The 16926-nt window shown below is 66.6% G+C and carries 22 protein-coding genes; 4 read left to right on the top strand and 18 right to left on the bottom strand.

What is annotated here, in order from left to right; all coding sequences use genetic code 11:
- Position 1 precedes the first annotated feature (1 nt).
- The 4 genes from AX672_RS08600 to gatB are packed head-to-tail and all read left to right on the top strand — an operon-like array spanning position 2 to position 5008.
- On the top strand, positions 2-1720 hold the full coding sequence (locus tag AX672_RS08600; protein WP_066650739.1) for a DUF4153 domain-containing protein: 1719 nt from the start codon (positions 2-4) through the stop codon (positions 1718-1720).
- 38 nt (positions 1721-1758) lie between these two features.
- The gene (gene gatC / locus AX672_RS08595) at positions 1759-2061 is read left to right on the top strand and encodes an Asp-tRNA(Asn)/Glu-tRNA(Gln) amidotransferase subunit GatC (RefSeq protein WP_066650738.1); all 303 of its coding nucleotides are present in this window, start codon (positions 1759-1761) and stop codon (positions 2059-2061) included.
- Entirely contained in the window at positions 2061-3545 is a 1485-nt protein-coding gene (gatA, locus tag AX672_RS08590) for an Asp-tRNA(Asn)/Glu-tRNA(Gln) amidotransferase subunit GatA (protein ID WP_066650737.1), read from the top strand. Before gatC ends, gatA begins: the two co-directional genes overlap by 1 nt.
- On the top strand, positions 3542-5008 hold the full coding sequence (gene gatB, locus AX672_RS08585; RefSeq protein ID WP_066650751.1) for an Asp-tRNA(Asn)/Glu-tRNA(Gln) amidotransferase subunit GatB: 1467 nt from the start codon (positions 3542-3544) through the stop codon (positions 5006-5008). The genes gatA and gatB overlap by 4 nt, the downstream gene beginning before the upstream one ends.
- Here the strand turns inward: gatB and AX672_RS08580 are convergent.
- From AX672_RS08580 to AX672_RS19035, 18 genes are all read right to left on the bottom strand, one after another.
- Entirely contained in the window at positions 5005-6144 is a 1140-nt protein-coding gene (locus AX672_RS08580; RefSeq protein WP_066650736.1) for an SO2930 family diheme c-type cytochrome, read from the bottom strand. The genes gatB and AX672_RS08580 overlap by 4 nt on opposite strands.
- 7 nt (positions 6145-6151) lie before the next feature.
- The gene (locus AX672_RS08575) at positions 6152-7375 is read right to left on the bottom strand and encodes a parallel beta-helix domain-containing protein (RefSeq protein ID WP_066650735.1); all 1224 of its coding nucleotides are present in this window, start codon (positions 7373-7375) and stop codon (positions 6152-6154) included.
- 205 nt (positions 7376-7580) lie between these two features.
- Positions 7581-7874 (bottom strand): helix-turn-helix transcriptional regulator, encoded by a 294-nt coding sequence (locus AX672_RS08570; protein ID WP_168727407.1) that lies wholly within the window; start codon positions 7872-7874, stop codon positions 7581-7583.
- A complete protein-coding gene (locus AX672_RS08565; RefSeq protein ID WP_066650733.1) occupies positions 7871-8059 on the bottom strand; it encodes a hypothetical protein in 189 nt (62 codons plus the stop codon). Before AX672_RS08565 ends, AX672_RS08570 begins: the two co-directional genes overlap by 4 nt.
- A complete protein-coding gene (locus AX672_RS08560) occupies positions 8056-9861 on the bottom strand; it encodes a type IV secretion system DNA-binding domain-containing protein (RefSeq protein WP_066650732.1) in 1806 nt (601 codons plus the stop codon). Before AX672_RS08560 ends, AX672_RS08565 begins: the two co-directional genes overlap by 4 nt.
- Entirely contained in the window at positions 9862-10008 is a 147-nt protein-coding gene (locus tag AX672_RS18575; RefSeq protein ID WP_168727406.1) for a hypothetical protein, read from the bottom strand.
- The gene (locus AX672_RS18570) at positions 10005-10364 is read right to left on the bottom strand and encodes a hypothetical protein (RefSeq protein ID WP_168727405.1); all 360 of its coding nucleotides are present in this window, start codon (positions 10362-10364) and stop codon (positions 10005-10007) included. The genes AX672_RS18575 and AX672_RS18570 overlap by 4 nt, the downstream gene beginning before the upstream one ends.
- Positions 10361-11005: a hypothetical protein gene (locus AX672_RS08555; protein WP_066650731.1), complete on the bottom strand. Its 645-nt coding sequence runs from the start codon at positions 11003-11005 to the stop codon at positions 10361-10363. The genes AX672_RS18570 and AX672_RS08555 overlap by 4 nt, the downstream gene beginning before the upstream one ends.
- Entirely contained in the window at positions 11002-11457 is a 456-nt protein-coding gene (locus AX672_RS08550) for a DUF4326 domain-containing protein (protein WP_066650730.1), read from the bottom strand. Before AX672_RS08550 ends, AX672_RS08555 begins: the two co-directional genes overlap by 4 nt.
- On the bottom strand, positions 11454-12215 hold the full coding sequence (locus tag AX672_RS19050; protein ID WP_231731237.1) for a hypothetical protein: 762 nt from the start codon (positions 12213-12215) through the stop codon (positions 11454-11456). The genes AX672_RS08550 and AX672_RS19050 overlap by 4 nt, the downstream gene beginning before the upstream one ends.
- A 59-nt stretch (positions 12216-12274) precedes the next feature.
- Positions 12275-12646, bottom strand: coding sequence for a hypothetical protein (locus AX672_RS08540; RefSeq protein WP_066650728.1), 372 nt, complete (start codon positions 12644-12646; stop codon positions 12275-12277).
- Positions 12643-12861, bottom strand: a complete 219-nt coding sequence (locus AX672_RS19045; protein ID WP_269454042.1) for a DNA translocase FtsK — start codon at positions 12859-12861, stop codon at positions 12643-12645. Before AX672_RS19045 ends, AX672_RS08540 begins: the two co-directional genes overlap by 4 nt.
- Entirely contained in the window at positions 12858-13022 is a 165-nt protein-coding gene (locus tag AX672_RS19040) for a hypothetical protein (RefSeq protein WP_231731235.1), read from the bottom strand. The genes AX672_RS19045 and AX672_RS19040 overlap by 4 nt, the downstream gene beginning before the upstream one ends.
- On the bottom strand, positions 13019-13321 hold the full coding sequence (locus AX672_RS08535; protein ID WP_066650727.1) for a hypothetical protein: 303 nt from the start codon (positions 13319-13321) through the stop codon (positions 13019-13021). Before AX672_RS08535 ends, AX672_RS19040 begins: the two co-directional genes overlap by 4 nt.
- Positions 13318-14109 carry a ParB/RepB/Spo0J family partition protein gene (locus AX672_RS08530; protein WP_066650726.1) on the bottom strand — a complete coding sequence of 264 codons (792 nt, stop codon included), beginning with the start codon at positions 14107-14109 and terminating at the stop codon, positions 13318-13320. The genes AX672_RS08535 and AX672_RS08530 overlap by 4 nt, the downstream gene beginning before the upstream one ends.
- Positions 14110-14143: 34 nt before the next feature.
- A complete protein-coding gene (locus tag AX672_RS08525; protein ID WP_066650725.1) occupies positions 14144-14500 on the bottom strand; it encodes a helix-turn-helix domain-containing protein in 357 nt (118 codons plus the stop codon).
- Positions 14497-16611: a ParB N-terminal domain-containing protein gene (locus AX672_RS08520; RefSeq protein WP_066650724.1), complete on the bottom strand. Its 2115-nt coding sequence runs from the start codon at positions 16609-16611 to the stop codon at positions 14497-14499. Before AX672_RS08520 ends, AX672_RS08525 begins: the two co-directional genes overlap by 4 nt.
- Positions 16608-16926 (bottom strand): hypothetical protein (locus tag AX672_RS19035; protein WP_443026233.1); only part of this gene is annotated, 319 nt, incomplete at its 5' end. The genes AX672_RS08520 and AX672_RS19035, both read right to left, overlap by 4 nt.

Here is a 16926-nt window from a genome sequence, read left to right as displayed (position 1 = left end):
AATGAGCGAGCGGGCGTTGAACGATGGCGCGGACATCGACAGCGGGCATTGGCCGCTGCGGCCTATCCTGCTGGCCGGACTTTGCGCGCTCGCCGGGCTGGGCATTCAGCAACTCGTTGACGTGAAGAGCTTTCCGGCGCCGGTCGAACGGGTCGCCGGCGCTTTGGCGATCGCGACGGCGACGGTCGGCTTTGCGCTGGTTGCCGAGCGCGTCCGGCTGCGCTGGGCGATCGGTTTCGCACTCGCGCTCGGTGCGGTCGCCGGGGCGATCTATTTCTGGCACGGCGCACCCGGCGAGAGCGATTTCTGGCCGTGGCGCGGCCTGAGCCTGCTGCTCGGGCTGGGCGTCACGATCCCGCTGTTCCAGACCGCGCGCGACGCGGGCGGCTGGCGCTTTGACTATCCGACCCTGCACCGCCACGCTTGGACCGATGCGGTAATCGGTGCCGCCGCCAATGTCTTTGTCGGCATCGTGTTCATGATGAGCTGGCTGCTCGCACTGCTGTTCAAGCTCATCAAGATCGACGTGCTCGAAACGCTGCTCGAAAAGCACTGGTTTGCGGCCATGCTGGCGGGCGCGTCCTTTGGCGGGGCAATCGGGTTGCTACGCGAGCGCGACCGCGTGGTGGTGCTGCTCCAGCGCGTGGTGACGTCGGTGTTGGGGGTGCTTGCGCCAGTGCTCGGCACCGGGCTGCTGCTGTTCCTGCTGTCGCTGCCGTTCACCGGCCTGACACCGCTGTGGGACGCGACGCGCGCGACGACGCCGATCCTGCTCAGTTGCGTCGTCGGGGCGTTGCTGCTGGCCAATGCGGTGATCGGCAACGGTGTCGAGGATGAAGCGCGCAATCCCGTGCTGCGGTTCGGTGCGATGGCGCTGGGGCTGGCGATGCTGCCGCTGGCGGCGATTGCCGCGATCGCGACCGGGCTGCGGATCGATCAATATGGCTTCACGCCGGAGCGGCTGTGGGGCGTCACCTTCGTGATCATCGCCAGCGCTTATGGCCTGGCCTATCTTGTGTCGCTTGCCCGCGGACGGACGGCATGGGCGCCGCTGGTGCGCTCGGCGAATACGCAGCTTGCCTTTGGCATGGCGGGGATTGCCTTGTTCCTCGCGACGCCGATTCTGAGCTTCAACGCGATTTCGACCGCCGATCAGGTCGCGCGGCTGACATCGGGCAAGGTCAAGCCGGAGAAGTTCGACTGGGCCGCGCTGGCGTTTGATTTCGGCAAGCCGGGCAGGGCGGCGCTCAAGCGGCTCGCGACCAGCGGCAATGCAGCGATCGCCAGCGAAGCGAAATCGGCTGCAAAAGCCCAGACCCGCTGGGAAGTGAAGCAGCGCAAGTCGATCGACGATGCGGCCGAGCAGCTCGCCAAGCGCATCCGCATTCAGCCCCGTCAGGTGCCCTTGCCCGATGGGTTGCTGCGCTCGTTCGAAGCGGACCTTGACGCAAAAAATAGCGGGGTTCTTTGGTACGAGGTCGGCGGCAATTCGGCGGTGCTGGTGACCGAAGGTTGCGAGCGGTGTCGGCCGATCGTGCGGGTCACCCGGCGCGATGCCGAGGGCGATTGGAAAATGGAGATCGGCGACCAGCTTTCGCCTGACACTGATGATCGCCGAGCGCTGCGCGAGGGCCTCGCCAAGCGCGGCTTCGAAATCCGCCCTGTCGAGCGGCGTCAGGTCTTCATTGACGGCAAGCCGGTCGGCGAACCGTTCGAATAGGTTGCGCAACGCGCGCGCACGATGCTAGCCGCTTGGCCATGGCAGTAGACATTCCCACCGTCCGCAAGATCGCGAGCCTTGCCCGGATCGCGATCACCGAGGAAGAGGCGGCGCGCATCGCGCCCGAGCTCGGCAACATCATGGGCTGGATCGAACAGCTCGGCGAAGTCGACACGCGTGATGTCGCACCGATGACGGCAGTGATCGCCAACACGCTGCGGCTGCGCGACGACGTCGTCAACGCCGATCCATTGACCGGCGGCAATGTCCGCGACGCGGTGCTCGCCAATGCCCCGCAAGCCGAGCATGGCTTTTTCACCGTGCCGAAGGTGATCGAATAATGAGCGACATCACCGATCTCGGCGTGGCCGCGCTGCGCGATGGCGTGCGCACGGGCGCCTTCTCGGCGCGCGAAGTCGCTGACGCCTTCATCGTCAAGGTCAGCAAGGCCAAGGCGCTCAACGCGTTTCTGGTCGAGACCCCCGACCATGCGATTGCGGCGGCGAGCGAAGCCGATGCCGCGCGCGCCGCGGGCGAGACGCTCAAGCCGCTCGCGGGTGTGCCGATCGGCATGAAGGACCTGTTCTGCACGCGTGGTGTGCCGACAACGGCCGCCAGCCTGATCCTCGAGGGCTTCACCCCGCAATATGAATCGACCGTCTCGTCGAACCTGTTCGCGGCGGGCGCGGGGATGCTCGGCAAGCTGAACATGGACCAGTTCGCGATGGGATCATCGAACGAGACGTCCGCGTTCGGCAATGTCATCTCGCCGTGGCGGCGCAGCGATGGCAGTAATGCGCCGCTCGCGCCGGGTGGTTCCTCGGGCGGGTCTTCGGCGGCAGTGTCGGCGCGACTCTGCCCGGGCGCGACCGGCACCGACACCGGCGGCTCGATCCGGCAGCCTGCGGCCTTTACCGGCATTTCGGGGATCAAGCCGACCTATGGCCGCTGCTCGCGCTGGGGCGTGGTGGCGTTCGCCTCGTCGCTCGACCAGGCAGGCCCGATGGCGCGCGACGTGCGCGACTGTGCGATCCTGCTGGAGGCAATGGCGGGTTTCGATCCCAAGGACGCGACCTCGCTCGAGCTGCCCGTGCCGCAGTGGGAAGCCGGGCTCAACAGCAGCATGGCCGGCAAGCGGATCGGCATTCCCAAGGAATACCGCGTCGACAACATGCCCGCCGAAATCGACGCGCTGTGGCAGCAGGGGATCGACTGGCTGAAGGACGCGGGCGCCGAGATCGTCGAAGTCTCGCTGCCACACACCAAATATGCGCTGCCCGCCTATTACATTATCGCGCCTGCCGAAGCCTCGTCCAACCTCGCGCGCTATGACGGTGTGCGCTACGGCCTGCGCGACTTGCCCGAGGGCGCGAACCTGCAGGACATGTACGCGGCGACGCGCGCGGCGGGCTTCGGCAACGAGGTCAAGCGCCGGATCATGATCGGCACTTATGTCTTGTCGGCAGGCTTTTACGACGCGTATTTCACACAGGCTTCGAAGGTGCGCACCCTCATCGCCCGCGATTTCGACCTCGCGTTCGAGGCGTGCGATTACCTGCTCACACCGACCGCGCCGAGCGCCGCCTTTGCGCTCGGCGAGAAGAGCGCCGATCCGATCGCGATGTATTTGAACGACGTCTTCACGGTGCCGTCGTCGCTCGCCGGGCTGCCCGCGATGAGCGTGCCCGGTGGCCTCGACAAGGCCGGACTGCCGCTGGGGCTGCAGATCATCGGCAAGGCGCTCGATGAGCAGGGCGTGCTCAACGCGTGTCTGGCATTGGAAGAACGCGCGGGCTTCGTCGCGCGACCGGAGGCTTGGTGGTGAGCGGTTATACGATCAAAGGCGAAACCGGCGATTGGGAGGTCGTTGTCGGCCTCGAAGTCCATGCGCAGGTGACCTCGGACGCCAAGCTCTTCTCGGGCGCGGCAACCGCCTTTGGGGCCGAGCCCAACACGCAGGTGAGCCTAGTCGACGCCGCGATGCCGGGCATGCTCCCCGTGCCCAATCGCGAGTGCATCCGCCAGGCGGTGCGCACCGGCATGGCGATCGAGGCGCAGATCAACAAATGGTCGCGGTTCGACCGCAAGAATTACTTCTACGCCGATCTGCCGCAGGGCTATCAGATCAGTCAGCTCTATCACCCGATCGTCGGCGAAGGCGCGATCATGATCTCCCTCGATGACAAGAACCCCGATGCCGCGACCAAGCGGATTGGCGTCGAGCGCATCCATGTCGAGCAGGATGCCGGCAAGCTGATGCACGATCAGCACCCGACACGCTCCTATGTCGATCTCAACCGATCGGGCGTCGCGCTGATGGAAATCGTGTCAAAGCCCGACATGGCATCGCCTGCCGAAGCAGGGGCTTATCTGTCGAAGCTGCGATCGATCCTGCGTTATGTCGGCAGTTGCGACGGCAATATGGACCAGGGATCGATGCGCGCCGACGTCAACGTCAGCGTCCGCAAGCCCGGCGAACCGTTCGGCACGCGCACCGAGACCAAGAACGTGAACTCGGTCCGCTTCGTGATGGCCGTCGTCGAGCAGGAGGCCAAGCGCCAGATCGCGGTGCTGGAGAGCGGCGGGCGGATCGTTCAGGAAACGCGGCTCTACGACCCCGACCGGAATGAGACGCGGTCGATGCGGTCGAAGGAAGACGCGCACGACTATCGCTATTTCTCCGATCCCGATCTGCTGCCGCTGGTGCTTGACGATGCGTTTCTGGAGGAGTGCCGCGCGAGCCTGCCCGAAATGCCCGATGCCAAGCGCAAGCGGTATGAAACGCTCGGCATCACGCCCTATGCCGCTGCCGTACTGACCGCCGACGTCGACGCCGCGCGCTGGTTCGACGCACTGCTCGAAACCGGTGCCAAGCCGGTGCCGGCGGCGAATTGGGTAACGTCGGAGCTGTTCGGCGCGCTCAACCGGCTCAACAAGGACATCGCCGACTCGCCCGTCACCCCGGCGCAGGCGGCCGAGCTGCTCGCGCTTGTCGCCGACGGCACACTGTCGGGCAGCCTTGCCAAGCAGGTGTTCGAAATCATGCTGGAGACCGGGCAGGGCGCCCCCGCCATCGTCGAGGAGCGCGGCCTGAAGCAGACCAGCGACACCGGCGCGATTGAAGCGGTGATCGCCAAGGTGCTCGCCGACAATGCCGACAAGGTCGCGCAATACAAGGGCGGGAAGGAAGCGCTCTACGGCTTCTTCGTCGGCCAGACGATGAAGGCCATGGGCGGCAAGGCCAATCCGGGTGTCGTCAACGATCTGCTGAAGAAGGCGCTGGTCTAAACGCCCGCGTCGCACGCCCCTTTGAGTCCGGCGATCCACTGCTTGATCAGCGCCACGCCCTCGGCGTGGGTCAGGCTGCGTCCGGTTTCGGGCATCATTGCGCCGGGATCATTCGTTTCGAGCCGATAGGCCAGGATCGAGCGCTCGGGGTGGCCGGGGACAATGCCATATCTGCGATTGCCGGTGCCGCGCCCGGCCGCAATCGGCGGCTTGCACGCGCCAAGCTTGCGCAGGTCGATCGTCGGCGAATCGAGCCATAGCCCCGACACGCGCGCGGGCCCGGTTGCGCTGTGGCAATGCGCGCAATTGACGTCGAGATAGGCGCGCGCGCGGGCGTCGATGCTGGCGCGCAGGTCATCGAAGCGCGCATCGCGGGGGGCACTGCCGGGCGCAGGCGCGCCGCTGAGATAACCAATCTGCGTCAGCCGTGTGATCTCGTTGATGTCGCCGCCGATGCCGGGGAAATCGCGATTGAGGTGGCGGGCCTTCAAGCCGATCGGGAACAGCTGCTTGGTGCGGTCGGTCGCATGGCACCCGGCGCACTGATTCACATTGGGGACGGTGTAGGTGAAGCGGGTAACCTTGCCGCCATCGTCGAAATCGAGCGGGATTTCCGTGCCGGTGCGCTGCAACGTCGCTTCGGTCTGTTCGGCGTTCCACACATAGGGCAGCGCCTCCCAACCGCTCGCGCGCCGCACCAGCAGTCGCGTCTCGATCAACCGAGCTTCGCGCAGATCGAGCCCTGCCACGCCGGTCTGGTAAGTGGCGGGCGTGACCTTCAACACCCGAGTGCTCGATCCCGGCACCGCGCCGGCCGGCGTCGAGTAATAGAAGGTCTTGGCGATAATGGTGCCGACCGGAAAGTCGAAGGTGGCGACCCGATCATAGCGCGCGCTCGCGCCGTTGGGCACGAACACGGCCCGCCATTTCTGCGCATAATCGCTGAACAGCGGCGTCGCGAGTTCATAAGTGACGAGACCGGCACGTGGCTCGATCCGCCCGCCTTTTACGTCGAACAGGCCCCAGTCGGCGAGCGATTGCGGATTGCCCTGCGCATGGAAAGTGACCGCGCTCGGCGTGCGCGCGCAACTCGCCAGCACCAGCGTCGCGCCCAGTCCCAGAAGCCAGCGAAGCATGACGCGGCTATTTGGTCATCGCGGCGGGCAGGGTGATCGCGGGCAGTCGCGTCGCTGGCGCGCAATTCAGCCCGGTGTCGATATGCGGGCTTGCCGATTTGTTGGGGCCATCGACGTTGAGCACTTTCGCATCGCCATTCTGCACGCAGATGCCGGGTTTGGCGACCTTCGGATTGGTGAAGCCGTCCCACAGCACTGCCGGCAGCGCGCCACCGCCCAGTGCCTTCAGCGGGGCATATTTCGCGCCCGGATCGGTTCCGCCGCCCGAAATGCGGTTGCCGGTCACATAGATGTTTTCTGGGAAGCCATCATAGCTCGCCGCGACCCCGCGCGAGGTATCGAAGCCGAGCGAAAAGAAGCTCGAAATGATGACGTTGGCGGTCTTGTTGTCTTTCAAGTCGTTGTCGAAAATCTCGACCTCGTCGTTCGAATTGACGATCACGCCCGACCCCGACGGGACCGAGGCAACCGCCGTTCCCTTGGCGCCGAAATTGACATGATTGTTGGCAAGCACCTGATTGTGGAACACGCGCGTCTTGCTGCCGGGCACCGGCAGGTCGGGCATGTTGAAGACGAGAATACCGCCCGCATTGCCGGTGGCGACATTGTCGTGGACATCGGCACCGGTCGAATTTTCGATCTCGATCCCCGCGACGTTATTTTCGGCGCGGTTGCGGCGCACGATAATGTTCTTGGACTGGCCGACATAAATGCCCGCGTCCGACGCGCCCTTCACCACGCAATCCTCGATCAGCACATTGGTGACCTGCACGGGATAGAGACCATAAGCGCCGTTTGAAGTCTTGGGCTCGCCCGACCAGCCGACACGCACCCGGCGCATCACGGCATTGGTGGTGCCGTTGATCTTCAGCCCGTCGCCCTTGCTGTCCTCGATCGCGACATCCTGGAGTGTGAAGTCGTCGCCGGTCACCAGCAGTCCCTCCGCGCCCGAGGTTTGCCGGGCGAACGACAGGATCGACTTGTCCATACCTGCGCCGCGGATCGTTACGCCACTGCCGGCGAGGCTCAGGCTGCGGGTGAGGGCAAATTTGCCTGCGGGGATGATGATGACGCTGCCCGGCTTGGCGTCGAGCAATTGCTCCTGCAGCCGCTTTTCGAAATCGGGATCGATGACGAAACCCTGCGCGTCGGTCTGCGGGGCTGCCGTGCATCCCGCAAGCATCAGAACGGCAGCGCAAATCGCCGCCCTGAACGGTGGAGTGTGGCGCATGGCGCATCCTCTTCGCTTGGCCGGCCATCAACCCGGCTCGATCAGCGCAGTCTAGGAGCGCAGACTGGCGTCTGGCAATCCGCTGTGTGGAGGCTGGCTCCCTGAGTACAATTCGTTCGACATGCTAATTCCCCCGAAATTGAAGGCAAAACGGGGGTCGATGGGGGCAGGTGATGCCCCCAATCGTGCCCCCTTGGACTAGGATTTATTCTTCGGTGGTGACGCGGCCGGCGGTGCGGCGCGTTGCTTGCCAGGCCGCGATGTCGCTTTCGAACCAGCCAATGCGACGATCGCTCAGGTGGCGCTTTCTGGGAAATCGACCGATGCGGTGGAGGCGGTTGATTGTCGCTTTACTCAGGCTGATGGCATGTTCGACATCGACCATGCTGAGAAAGCGGCCGCTGGGCTGGGCTTGATCTGAAGCAATTGGGCCGTGGTGACTCATTGACGCATACTCGATTGGGATGACGGGAACGGTGAGAGACTGGGCGCCGATCACGGCGGCGCGATCGCCTCGACGATCATGCGTTCGGCATCGGTGAGCGCGGCATGTGCGCGCCAGCCGAGCTCGGCCGCGCGGCGAAGGGCACGACAAAGGCCGTTGCTGTCACCGGCATGATCGCGAGCGACGCGCGCAACGATCGAATCAATGATCTCGTTCGAAGGATCGAAGACGGCGCTCATGCCCGAAACACCGCGGCCAGCTGCACCATGCCCTGCGCCGGATAATCAATCAGGCCAAGCGTGCGCAGCGCGCCCAGGTCCTTCTCGAAGGTCGAGCTGCTCGGCGAAATGTTGAGATATCGCGCAAGGTCTTTGCGGGTAACGTCGTCGCGTATTGGCCAGAGTGCACGGATGATATCGGCGCGCCGTGGTGGCAGCTTGCGCGCGATCAACGCGAGCAGCGCGTCGCGGGTGGCGGGCGCGACGGGGCGACGGCCGAGCCGATCGCGCCCTGGCCGGGTGAGCGTCACCAGCCCGGCCGCCGGATAGTCGATCAGGCCGAGCGTGCGCAGCGCGCCCAGGTCCTTCTCGAAGGTCGAGCTGCTCGGCATGGTTTCCGCAAGCCACGCCACGACGCGCCGCGACGGCGTCGATGTTTTCATGACTCCGTCAGCGGCCGCGATTGCTTCAAGAATGCGAATGCGACGGGGCGGCAGGTCGACGTCACCCGCCGCAGGTGCGCCAATGCGTATCGTCGCGCCGCCCCGCGTTTTTGCGGCAGCGGCGAACGCGCCTACGTCGGCAGCGGGGCCAGCGGATGCTGAAGTGGCAGCCGGAGCTTCGTGCGGGACGTCGGCGTCCCCGCGCTCCGGCATGCCTGCGATCGGGGGGGACGAACCCTTGCCCTGGCTGCCAGCTGCCGCGTCGCTTACTCGTGACAGGTGTTTTTTAAAATCTGCATCGCCAGAATGCAAATTGGCGCGAAACTCACCGCTCTGGATTGAACGAACTAGTTGATCGAGCGCCGTCAAACCAGCGCTATAGGCTTCGCACTCTGCGTCAACGCCGCGCAGATGCTCAAGCTCGGCGCGCTGATCGGCGACGATGGCTTCGAGCTCGCTAATACGCGCTTCGAGGGCCGCATGCGTATCGGCATGCGGAAAGCCGGATTTCTGGCTTTCCGGCTTTTCCGTTTCGACGGGCGGCATCAGTGCGGCGCGCAGCTCGTCGACCAGGCTGCTCGAGATCGCGATCGGCGCGGGTGGTGTGTCGCCGTGGCGCGGCGTGCGACTGCTGTCGAAGGTGGTGTTGGGCGTAAAAGCAACGCGCTCGATCCGCGCGCCGGTTGGGCTCCAGACATAGCCGGTGCCGGTGGGCAGCGTTGGCAGCTCCGTTCTGAAGGCCCTGTCGTCGATCGTCAGATGCGCCCCGATCGTCTCGGCAGTCCGCTTGATGTCGATGTCGAGCGTCTGTCGCATCGCGACCATCGCCGCGATCGCGCCGCGCACGTTAGCGTCTAGCCCGGCCATGCGCGGTGCCGTCAGCAACAGGTTGATGCCATTGCCACGGCCCTGCTCGGCCAGCAGCCGTACAGCGTCATAAGCCGGGCCGCCGCCATTCTGCGGCACCCAGCTTTGCGCCTCGTCGAACACCAGGTGCAGCGCCGTGGTGTTGGCGGCAAAGACGGCTTCGGAAAAGTCGGCCACCCAGCGCTCGCTGTCGGGCGCTTTCCATTGGCTGAGGTCGAAGATCGCCGGGATGTTCTGCTCGACGAATAGGCGCCCGATCACCGCGCCCTGATCGGGCCGCATCGGCACCTGCGCCCGCTTGCCGCCGAAGATGACGAATTCCAGCCCCGGCCCGGTACCGTTGGCCGACAGCGTCAAACCCCATAGCTTGCCCAGCTTGTCGACGGCGCCGACGCGACGATCGGCGCGGCGCAGCTGCTCGAGCAGGCCGCGCGCCAGATAGGTCTTGCCGCTGCCGGTGGTACCCACGACAAGCCAATGCGCCGCCTCGAGCTGATCCACGGTGATCGTCATCTAATGCTCCTCCCGGTCGAACCACAGGCGCGCGACGAATGTGACCAGCGTCTCGAGGCGGCCGACGGCGATGATGATGACGAGCAGGAGCGCGGTGACGATCACCGCACGGACGCCGAGCGTGGCAATGGTGGCGATCGTCGTCATGCCGCTGCACCCCGGGCATGGCAGCTACAGCCGATGTCGCCGCGCACACCGCAGCGAAAGCAGGGATCGCGCGAACTCGAAGCGGTAGCAACTTTAGGGATCGGTTGCTCGGGAGCGACACTCTCGGCAGCCGCTTTTCCAAAACGCCGCGGATCGGCGAGGCGGGCGTTCAGCTTCTCGATAGTCGCCTTTTGTGGCCGAGCGGCGCGGGCGAGCTGTGCGACGTAGGTTGTTGGTGACTTGTGAAGATCGCGGACAAGATCATGCAGGTGAACGCCTTCGCGCTCCCCCGCAGCCTTGAGTGCGGCAACCGCCTCTGCGCCGGTACAACCGGGCACCAATCGGGCGGACTTCATGCCGTCACCGCCGCGCCGGCGGGCGCATCGATGTTGGCCCAGACGGGCGTGAAGCGGATCGCGATCACGATTGGATTGGATGCCCAGCTTTTGACGATCGGCACGCGCGAGCCGCCCAGGCCTTGGTCGACAGCGTTCCCGATATCCCAATAGCGCCGGAACGCGGTGACCGGATCATCGGCAACACCGACCTTGCGGGCGGCTTCGAACCCCATGGCCCAGCCTGCAAGGTCGACCATCCGGTCGCCGGCGCCGACGGGCCAAGAGCGATGATAGGCGCCCTCGGCTTCGGCTTCTTGGGGTGTGATCGATTGCAGCGGGCCGGTGTGCACCGCGTCAACCCGCAGCCACAAGCGCGAACAGGCGCGCGGCATCGCGCGGGCGAAGCGGGCCGGGCCGAAGCCGGGCATGACCTCGCCATCGGCCGCATACCAGAAGCGCGCGGCACCACAGCGCAGCGCCTGTAGCGGCGCGATCCGGTCGAAGCGCTCCTCAAGGTGGAAAGGCTCGCGGACCCACAGCCGATCGCCGACGCGGACCTTGCCGAGCTGGCTCTGAACGAGGCGGCGCACGCTCGAGCGGCGATGATGGGCGATGCCGGCGACGTCGGCCGCGGGCAGGCTGATCGGACGGTCGGTCATGCTGCCAGCGCTCCGAGATCTCGAAAATTCGCGAAGTCGATCTGAACGTCTGCATGGCACCAGGCCGAGGTGAGCGGGCACCAGCACTGCAGATCGTGGCCGCGCAGCTCCGGCAGACGCTCGATCAGGCGACGGCGCCAACGCGCGAGGGCGTCGATCTCGGCGTTGCTGAAGCCGGCACGCTCGAGGACGTGGCGCGTCAGTTGACCCTCTACCCATGCCCGGTAAAGAATAACGCTACGGGCGTGCCCGATGCCTTTCCGGCCCGCAAACGGATTGCTCCAGATCGTCGGGCGGCCGACGTAGAGTGCGCCGGGTGGCGTTACGGCGCTGCGACCGCGCTTCCGGTGCAGGCGGCGCGGTCTGCCATCATGGCACGGATGGGGCATCGCCGCAGCGCGGCGATTGATCGACGGGGCGAAGCCCCGTCGATCCACGCGCGGGGCCGTCATGCGTCGACCAGCTGCTTGAGTGCCTCGCGACGTGCTGCGAGATCGATCGCGAGGTCGAATCCCTCATGGCGGCCGATCAGGATAGCCTGTCGCAGCCCTTCAACCGCGATCGGATAAATCTGATCGCCGGCCCGAGCGGCCAGATCGGCCCGAGCGGCCCGAGCGGCCAGATCGGCCCGAGCGGCCAGATCGGCCCGAGCGGCCCGAGCGGCCAGAGCGGCCAGAGCGGCCAGATCGGCCCGAGCGGCCCGAGCGGCCAGATCGGCCCGAGCGGCCCGAGCGGCCAGAGCGGCCAGAGCGGCCCGAGCGGCCAGAGCGGCCCGAGCGGCCCGAGCGGCCAGATCGGCCCGAGCGGCCAATCGTTGCAGGTCATCGACCGACTTGGCGTGCTCGCATTCGCGGGCCAAGTCGTCGAGCGCTGGGATACCGTAGACGCGCAGCCAAAGCGGATAGACCTTGTTCACCGCCCACATCGCAAGGAAATGAGCGCGGGCGAGCTCGTCGCTTGCGCTACGCGTGCCCGCGATCATCGGCACCAGCGGCTTCAGCAAGCTGTCGCGCTCATGATCGGGCATGCTGTCGTTGAGCCGAATTCCATAGGCGCCCAGCACCGGGCAGGCGCAGGCGGGTTTGTCGCTGTGCACCTCGCCGGCGAACCATGCGACCATTTCCATGAAACACATGCCCTGCTCGGGCGTGCTGTGCGCACCCTCGGCAAGTTTTACTTCGGTGATCTGTTGAAAATCGAATGCCGACATCTTCATTCTCCTTCGGTGGTGGGCGACGTGCATCGCGCTGCGCGCGATGAAGTTTGAAATCACGGCGACTGCGCCCCCAGCGCGGCGTCGATCGCCTGCAGGTCGGTGATCAGAGCGCGCAGGCCCTTGGGGGTCAGGAAGACGGCGATCGGGCCGCGTGCCGCATCTTCCCAGGCGGCGCCGGGCCACAGGCCGAGCATCAGCCCGCCCTGTTCCGGGCAAGGAGCCCATTGCAGCGTCAGGCCGGCCGCGAGCGGCACCCAGTAGTGCTCGTCCTGGCCGGGCACCGGCAGCAACACGTCGCCTTCCTCGTCGATCAGCACCGGCTGATCGAGTGGGCGCGGCGCGTGCTGGCCGTTGATCGCATCGGCGATGCGACCCAGCGCGGCGATGCGCTCGGGGTCAAAGGGGAATGCGCCGGCGCCGGTCATTGTTGCGTGCCCAACTCGGCTGGCAGAGCGTCTACCAATACTTGTCGCGCGCCGGCCGAGTTGGGCCGCGATACGATGCCCTGCGCCTCCATCCGCTCGATCAGTCGCGCGGCTTCGTTGTAGCCGATCCGCATTGTGCGCTGCAGTCGGCTGGTCGATCCTGACCGACTTTCGATCACGCTGCGGCAAGCTTCGCTGTAACGGTCTCCAGTCAATTGATCCTCCTGACGGCAAAGCGGCTGACGATGTGGCGGACGCCGTCGGCGAACTCGATCTGGACCGAGTTCATTGTGCCCCGCGCCATGACACGGCACGGAGTACCGTGGCGGTCGGGCAGGCGGCAGCGCAGTCGCCAGTAATGAGTGGCGGGCCTCATTGCAGCGACCCCGGGTTCTCTCGCGCGAGTGGCGGGTTACCGCTGTTGATGCGGTCGGCGTCGTCGAGCGCGTTCATAAGCAGCGCGATCTGCGCTTCAGCCTCTGCGCGATTGAGCACCGCTGTCGCGCCGACCGGGCATTCGCGCTGATTGAAAACCATCGCCGCATAGGCACGCCCGTCGGCCATCACGATGGTATGGACCGCGCAGTCGGTCATGACCGCACAATCCTTCATGCCCTGGTCGTGAGTCATCATCTCCATGACCGGTGGCAGGCGGCGGCTCTGGTCGCGCTTCATGCCGCCACCGCCAGTCCGGCCGCGCGGTGGCGGATGACGTTGCGCAGCGCGATCACCTTCGACTTGCCGCCCGGGATCGCGTTGATCCCGGCCCAGCCCGCCCAGTCGGCGGTCGTGCCGCCGAGCAAGGTCTGAAACAGCGCGTCGGGATCGATCGGCGGCCGACTGCCCAGCAACTCGGCGATCGCCTCGGCAAACGCGGTCGGCGATACCAGGACTTCGTCGGGGAAGGCTTCGCCCATCATCGTTAGTGCTTCGCCGAGCCGGGCCTCGCCGAAGCGGCGCAGCAGCGAGCGCATGCCGACGACGTTGGCAATTTCACCCGGCGCGAGCCGGCGCTGGATTTCGTGCCGGGCAATGCTGAAGCCCGCCGCCACGATCACGCGCTCGACCGCGAGCGCATCGCCGTCGCCGGCGACGATCGCCGCGCGGAAATCGTCGATGCGCCCCATTGCCTTGCGCCCGCGATTGGCTTCCCAGAACAGCCGCGCTTCCTCGGCCGCGTCGGCGCAGCGCTTGAGCACGCAGGGCAGCTGCGCGATGTCGCCACGCAGCTTGGCGGCGGCGCGCCGGTGCTGGCCGTCGATGACGAACTGGCGATCGTCGGGGCGGCGCGAGACCTTCAACACGTCAAACACGTCCCAGTCCCAGTTGCTGGCGATGGAGCGGATCAGGCGCTGCGACTTGGCGGTGTCGATCGAGCGCTGGTAGCTCTCGTCGATCTCGAGCTCGTCGATCGGCACCCATTCGATGGTCGGCTGGCGACCGCGAGGCTTGGCGAAGGGCATCACCCCCCCCCCCGCATGTTTGTGGGGGGCGCGTTCATTCGAGGCCTTCCTTTGCGGCAAGCGTCAGCAAGCGGATGCGAACCGTCGTGCGGGCCCGGCCGAGCTGCTCGACCATCTGGTTGAGCGACGCACCCTCGCGCTCGAGATCGAGCAACCGGCGATCGTCCTCGGGCGAAAAGTGACGGACGACTTTGCCAAATCCGTATCCGGTCGCTCGCCGTGCCGGATAGTCGATTGGCTGCGAACGCGGCGACAGCGCGCCGACGCGCAAGCAGCGATAATGGATCGCCCCGGTCGAAACGCCGAACTTCTCGGCCAACCTGCGATAGGAATAACCCTTCTCGCGAAGCTCGGCGATTTGGTCGACCTGTTCTTGCGACAGCTTCGTCATTCCGCCGCCTCCTGCATTTCGGGGGCGTCGACCGAGATCGGCACGCCGCGCGCGACAAGGTCCGCCAAGCTACCGGGCCGCGGCTTGGTGAAATCGAGCGGCTCGAAGGCGAGGAGCGGGTGGACCCAGTCGCGCGCCGCCGTCTTGAAGCCCTGTGCGACGCCGTTGGTGGCCGGGCCGAGCGCGCGGGCGAGGCGATCGGTGAGCTCGGCCGACTTGAGCTTGCCCCAGGCGGCGTGCGTTGCCTTGTCGACGAACTCTGCTGCGATCTCGTGCCGCATCGCGCGCGGGATCAGATCGAGGAATTCGCCGGTCGGCGTCCAGAGCGTGCGCAGCACGTCGGGCGTGCCGCGCGCGAGCTGGGCAAGCGCATCGTGCATCGGCACGGCGTGCCCGGGAGCATTGGCCGAGCGATCGAGCGCGATGCCAGCAACAACGGCAGCCGCAAGCCGCTGCAGCCGTTCGGGCGCGGCACGGAAGTCGAGGAAGGCGAAGGTTTCGTCGGCTTCGGTCAGGAAGCTTTCCTTGCGAAGATCCTCGATCGCGTTGGTCCAGACGCGGTGCGCCTCCGTCATCTCGACGTGCTCGCGCGCCTTTCTCGCCAGGTCGAAGCCGCCGATGTCGCCGCCGCGCTCGATCCCGCGCGCGCCGGTCGCGTGGCGCGCGCCGTTGCCGATTGCCTGACGCAGGCACGACCAGATCGCATAGTCGCGGCCGAGCGTGCCGCCGCGCCCCGCGTCCTCGACGAGCAGTGCGCGCAGCAGCTCGCGGCGGACCGATTTGACGATCTCGGTCGAATCGGCCGAGATGCCATATTCTTCGCGCACCGCCGCCTGCGCCTCGCGCGGGCCCGGCGTGGTGCTCGGCTCGATCGGGCGCAGCGACACGCCTTTTTCCTGCGCCTTGTCGAAGGCGCGGCGGGCCTTGACGCTCGCCCACCAGAAGCCGAGCCGGACCTCGCCGCTGTCGGTGATCTCGAGCGAAGCCGTGACGTCGCCGTCGGGCAGGAGGATGCGGCGCCGCGCCTCGATCGCCGCCAGCTCGGCGGTGGCGGGGTCGTGGCGGGCGTCGAGCGCGGCGATCGCATCCGCGCGCTGCTGCGCGTCGGCGAGCGGCTCGCCTTCGTCGTCGGTCAGCGCGCGCGCCTCATCCTCGAGCGCGGCCTGCAGCGCGGTCAGCTCGGCAACGCGGGCGGCGTCGAAATCGTCGAGCGGCGCGAGGCGCGAGGTGATCTGCAGCTGATAATCGAGCCCGCCATATTCGCTGCGCGGCGGATCGGCGAAGCGAATGTCGCGCCCGACGCGCTTGCGCACCCGTTCGCGCTCGGCGTCCAAGCGCGCGTTGGCGAGGCTGCGCAGCAGATCCTCGTCGGTCACCAGCCCGCGTTCCTCGCCATCGTCGGCGAACAGGTCGAGCTCGTAACGGCCGCCGGCAGCGCGGTAGGTTTCGGCGCCGACGAAGCGCAGCAGCCGCTGCATCTCGCGCTCGCCGACGCGCAGCAGCGCGCGGATGCGATCGGGCGTGCGCTGGAAGCTCGGCACGTGCTGCAGCTCGTCCCAGGCGGCGAGCTGTGCCGCCTGATCCTCGGTCGCGGCGAACGCCTTGGCCTGGGCGAGCGTCAGTTCCTCGGCAGCATAGGCGGCGAACACCAGCGCGGCCAGGCTGCCGAGGCGGACGAACTGGGCGATCTGGCGCGGCGTCTGGTCGTAATGCTCGGCGATCAGTTCGACCGGCTTGCCGCGCTTCACGAGGCCCGCGATCGTGCTGCAGACCTCGTAGCTGCGTAAGGGAGTCGAGATATTCTCGTGCAGCGAGATCTCGATCAGCTCGGCGTCGGGGCCGTCGACGATCTTGACGTCGATCGGCCGGTCGGCCGGCCAGTCGCCGCGCGCGATGAGGTTGCCGATCGCGCGGAAACGACGGCCACCGGCGAGCACGCCCCAGCGCTTGGGCTTCGACCCCTTGAACGGGTGGACGATCAGCGGCTTGAGCTGGCCGACACCGAGCAGCGACGCTTCGAGCGCGGTGGTCTTTGCGTTGTCGGCTTCGTTCTTGCGGACGTTCAGGCGTGAAATGCGTAGATCGGCGTGGATCATCTGGCTAATCGTCATGAGCGTTCTCCGGCTGGGCTGTTCGGCCGCGAGCGCCGGTTTCGATCCGGGTGGCGCTGGCTGCCCGCATCGCCGCTGGGGAGCGGCGGTGCCTTGCTTTGAGGGCCGGGACTGGACGGGGCGCCGGCGACGGTCGGCGCCCCCATTTTCCGGCTCGATTTCGGCTTCGCGATCGATTTTTCCGTCACGGCGGGCGGCTTGATTGGGGGCGGCAGGTGCAGCTGCTCGCCGTCGTTCGGATAGCGCCGCGCGAGCGCGCGGCAGTGTGGGCAAGGGCAGACCGCGAACGGCAGCTGCGGCGCCGCTGGTGGGGGG

Origin of the sequence: Sphingomonas sp. CCH10-B3, assembly GCF_001556185.1 — a bacterium.
Lineage (GTDB): Bacteria > Pseudomonadota > Alphaproteobacteria > Sphingomonadales > Sphingomonadaceae > Sphingomonas > Sphingomonas aquatica.
The sequence above is the reverse complement of the archived record's forward strand: the minus strand, read 5'-3'. Positions and strand labels throughout refer to the sequence as shown.

Excerpts from the sequence above, each read along its gene's own strand:
- AX672_RS08530 (WP_066650726.1), bottom strand. The coding sequence starts at position 14,109 with ATGCCCTTCGCCAAGCCTCGCGGTCGCCAGCCGACCATCGAATGGGTG.
- gatC (WP_066650738.1), top strand. The coding sequence starts at position 1,759 with ATGGCAGTAGACATTCCCACCGTCCGCAAGATCGCGAGCCTTGCCCGG.
- AX672_RS19050 (WP_231731237.1), bottom strand. The coding sequence starts at position 12,215 with ATGTCGGCATTCGATTTTCAACAGATCACCGAAGTAAAACTTGCCGAG.
- AX672_RS08520 (WP_066650724.1), bottom strand. The coding sequence starts at position 16,611 with ATGACGATTAGCCAGATGATCCACGCCGATCTACGCATTTCACGCCTG.
- AX672_RS08555 (WP_066650731.1), bottom strand. The coding sequence starts at position 11,005 with ATGACCGACCGTCCGATCAGCCTGCCCGCGGCCGACGTCGCCGGCATC.
- AX672_RS08580 (WP_066650736.1), bottom strand. The coding sequence starts at position 6,144 with ATGCTTCGCTGGCTTCTGGGACTGGGCGCGACGCTGGTGCTGGCGAGT.
- AX672_RS08600 (WP_066650739.1), top strand. The coding sequence starts at position 2 with ATGAGCGAGCGGGCGTTGAACGATGGCGCGGACATCGACAGCGGGCAT.
- AX672_RS08550 (WP_066650730.1), bottom strand. The coding sequence starts at position 11,457 with ATGACGGCCCCGCGCGTGGATCGACGGGGCTTCGCCCCGTCGATCAAT.
- AX672_RS08535 (WP_066650727.1), bottom strand. The coding sequence starts at position 13,321 with ATGAAGCGCGACCAGAGCCGCCGCCTGCCACCGGTCATGGAGATGATG.
- AX672_RS18575 (WP_168727406.1), bottom strand. The coding sequence starts at position 10,008 with ATGACGACGATCGCCACCATTGCCACGCTCGGCGTCCGTGCGGTGATC.
- AX672_RS08565 (WP_066650733.1), bottom strand. The coding sequence starts at position 8,059 with ATGAGCGCCGTCTTCGATCCTTCGAACGAGATCATTGATTCGATCGTT.
- AX672_RS08525 (WP_066650725.1), bottom strand. The coding sequence starts at position 14,500 with ATGACGAAGCTGTCGCAAGAACAGGTCGACCAAATCGCCGAGCTTCGC.
- AX672_RS08575 (WP_066650735.1), bottom strand. The coding sequence starts at position 7,375 with ATGCGCCACACTCCACCGTTCAGGGCGGCGATTTGCGCTGCCGTTCTG.
- AX672_RS08560 (WP_066650732.1), bottom strand. The coding sequence starts at position 9,861 with ATGACGATCACCGTGGATCAGCTCGAGGCGGCGCATTGGCTTGTCGTG.
- AX672_RS19040 (WP_231731235.1), bottom strand. The coding sequence starts at position 13,022 with ATGAGGCCCGCCACTCATTACTGGCGACTGCGCTGCCGCCTGCCCGAC.
- AX672_RS18570 (WP_168727405.1), bottom strand. The coding sequence starts at position 10,364 with ATGAAGTCCGCCCGATTGGTGCCCGGTTGTACCGGCGCAGAGGCGGTT.
- AX672_RS08540 (WP_066650728.1), bottom strand. The coding sequence starts at position 12,646 with ATGACCGGCGCCGGCGCATTCCCCTTTGACCCCGAGCGCATCGCCGCG.
- gatA (WP_066650737.1), top strand. The coding sequence starts at position 2,061 with ATGAGCGACATCACCGATCTCGGCGTGGCCGCGCTGCGCGATGGCGTG.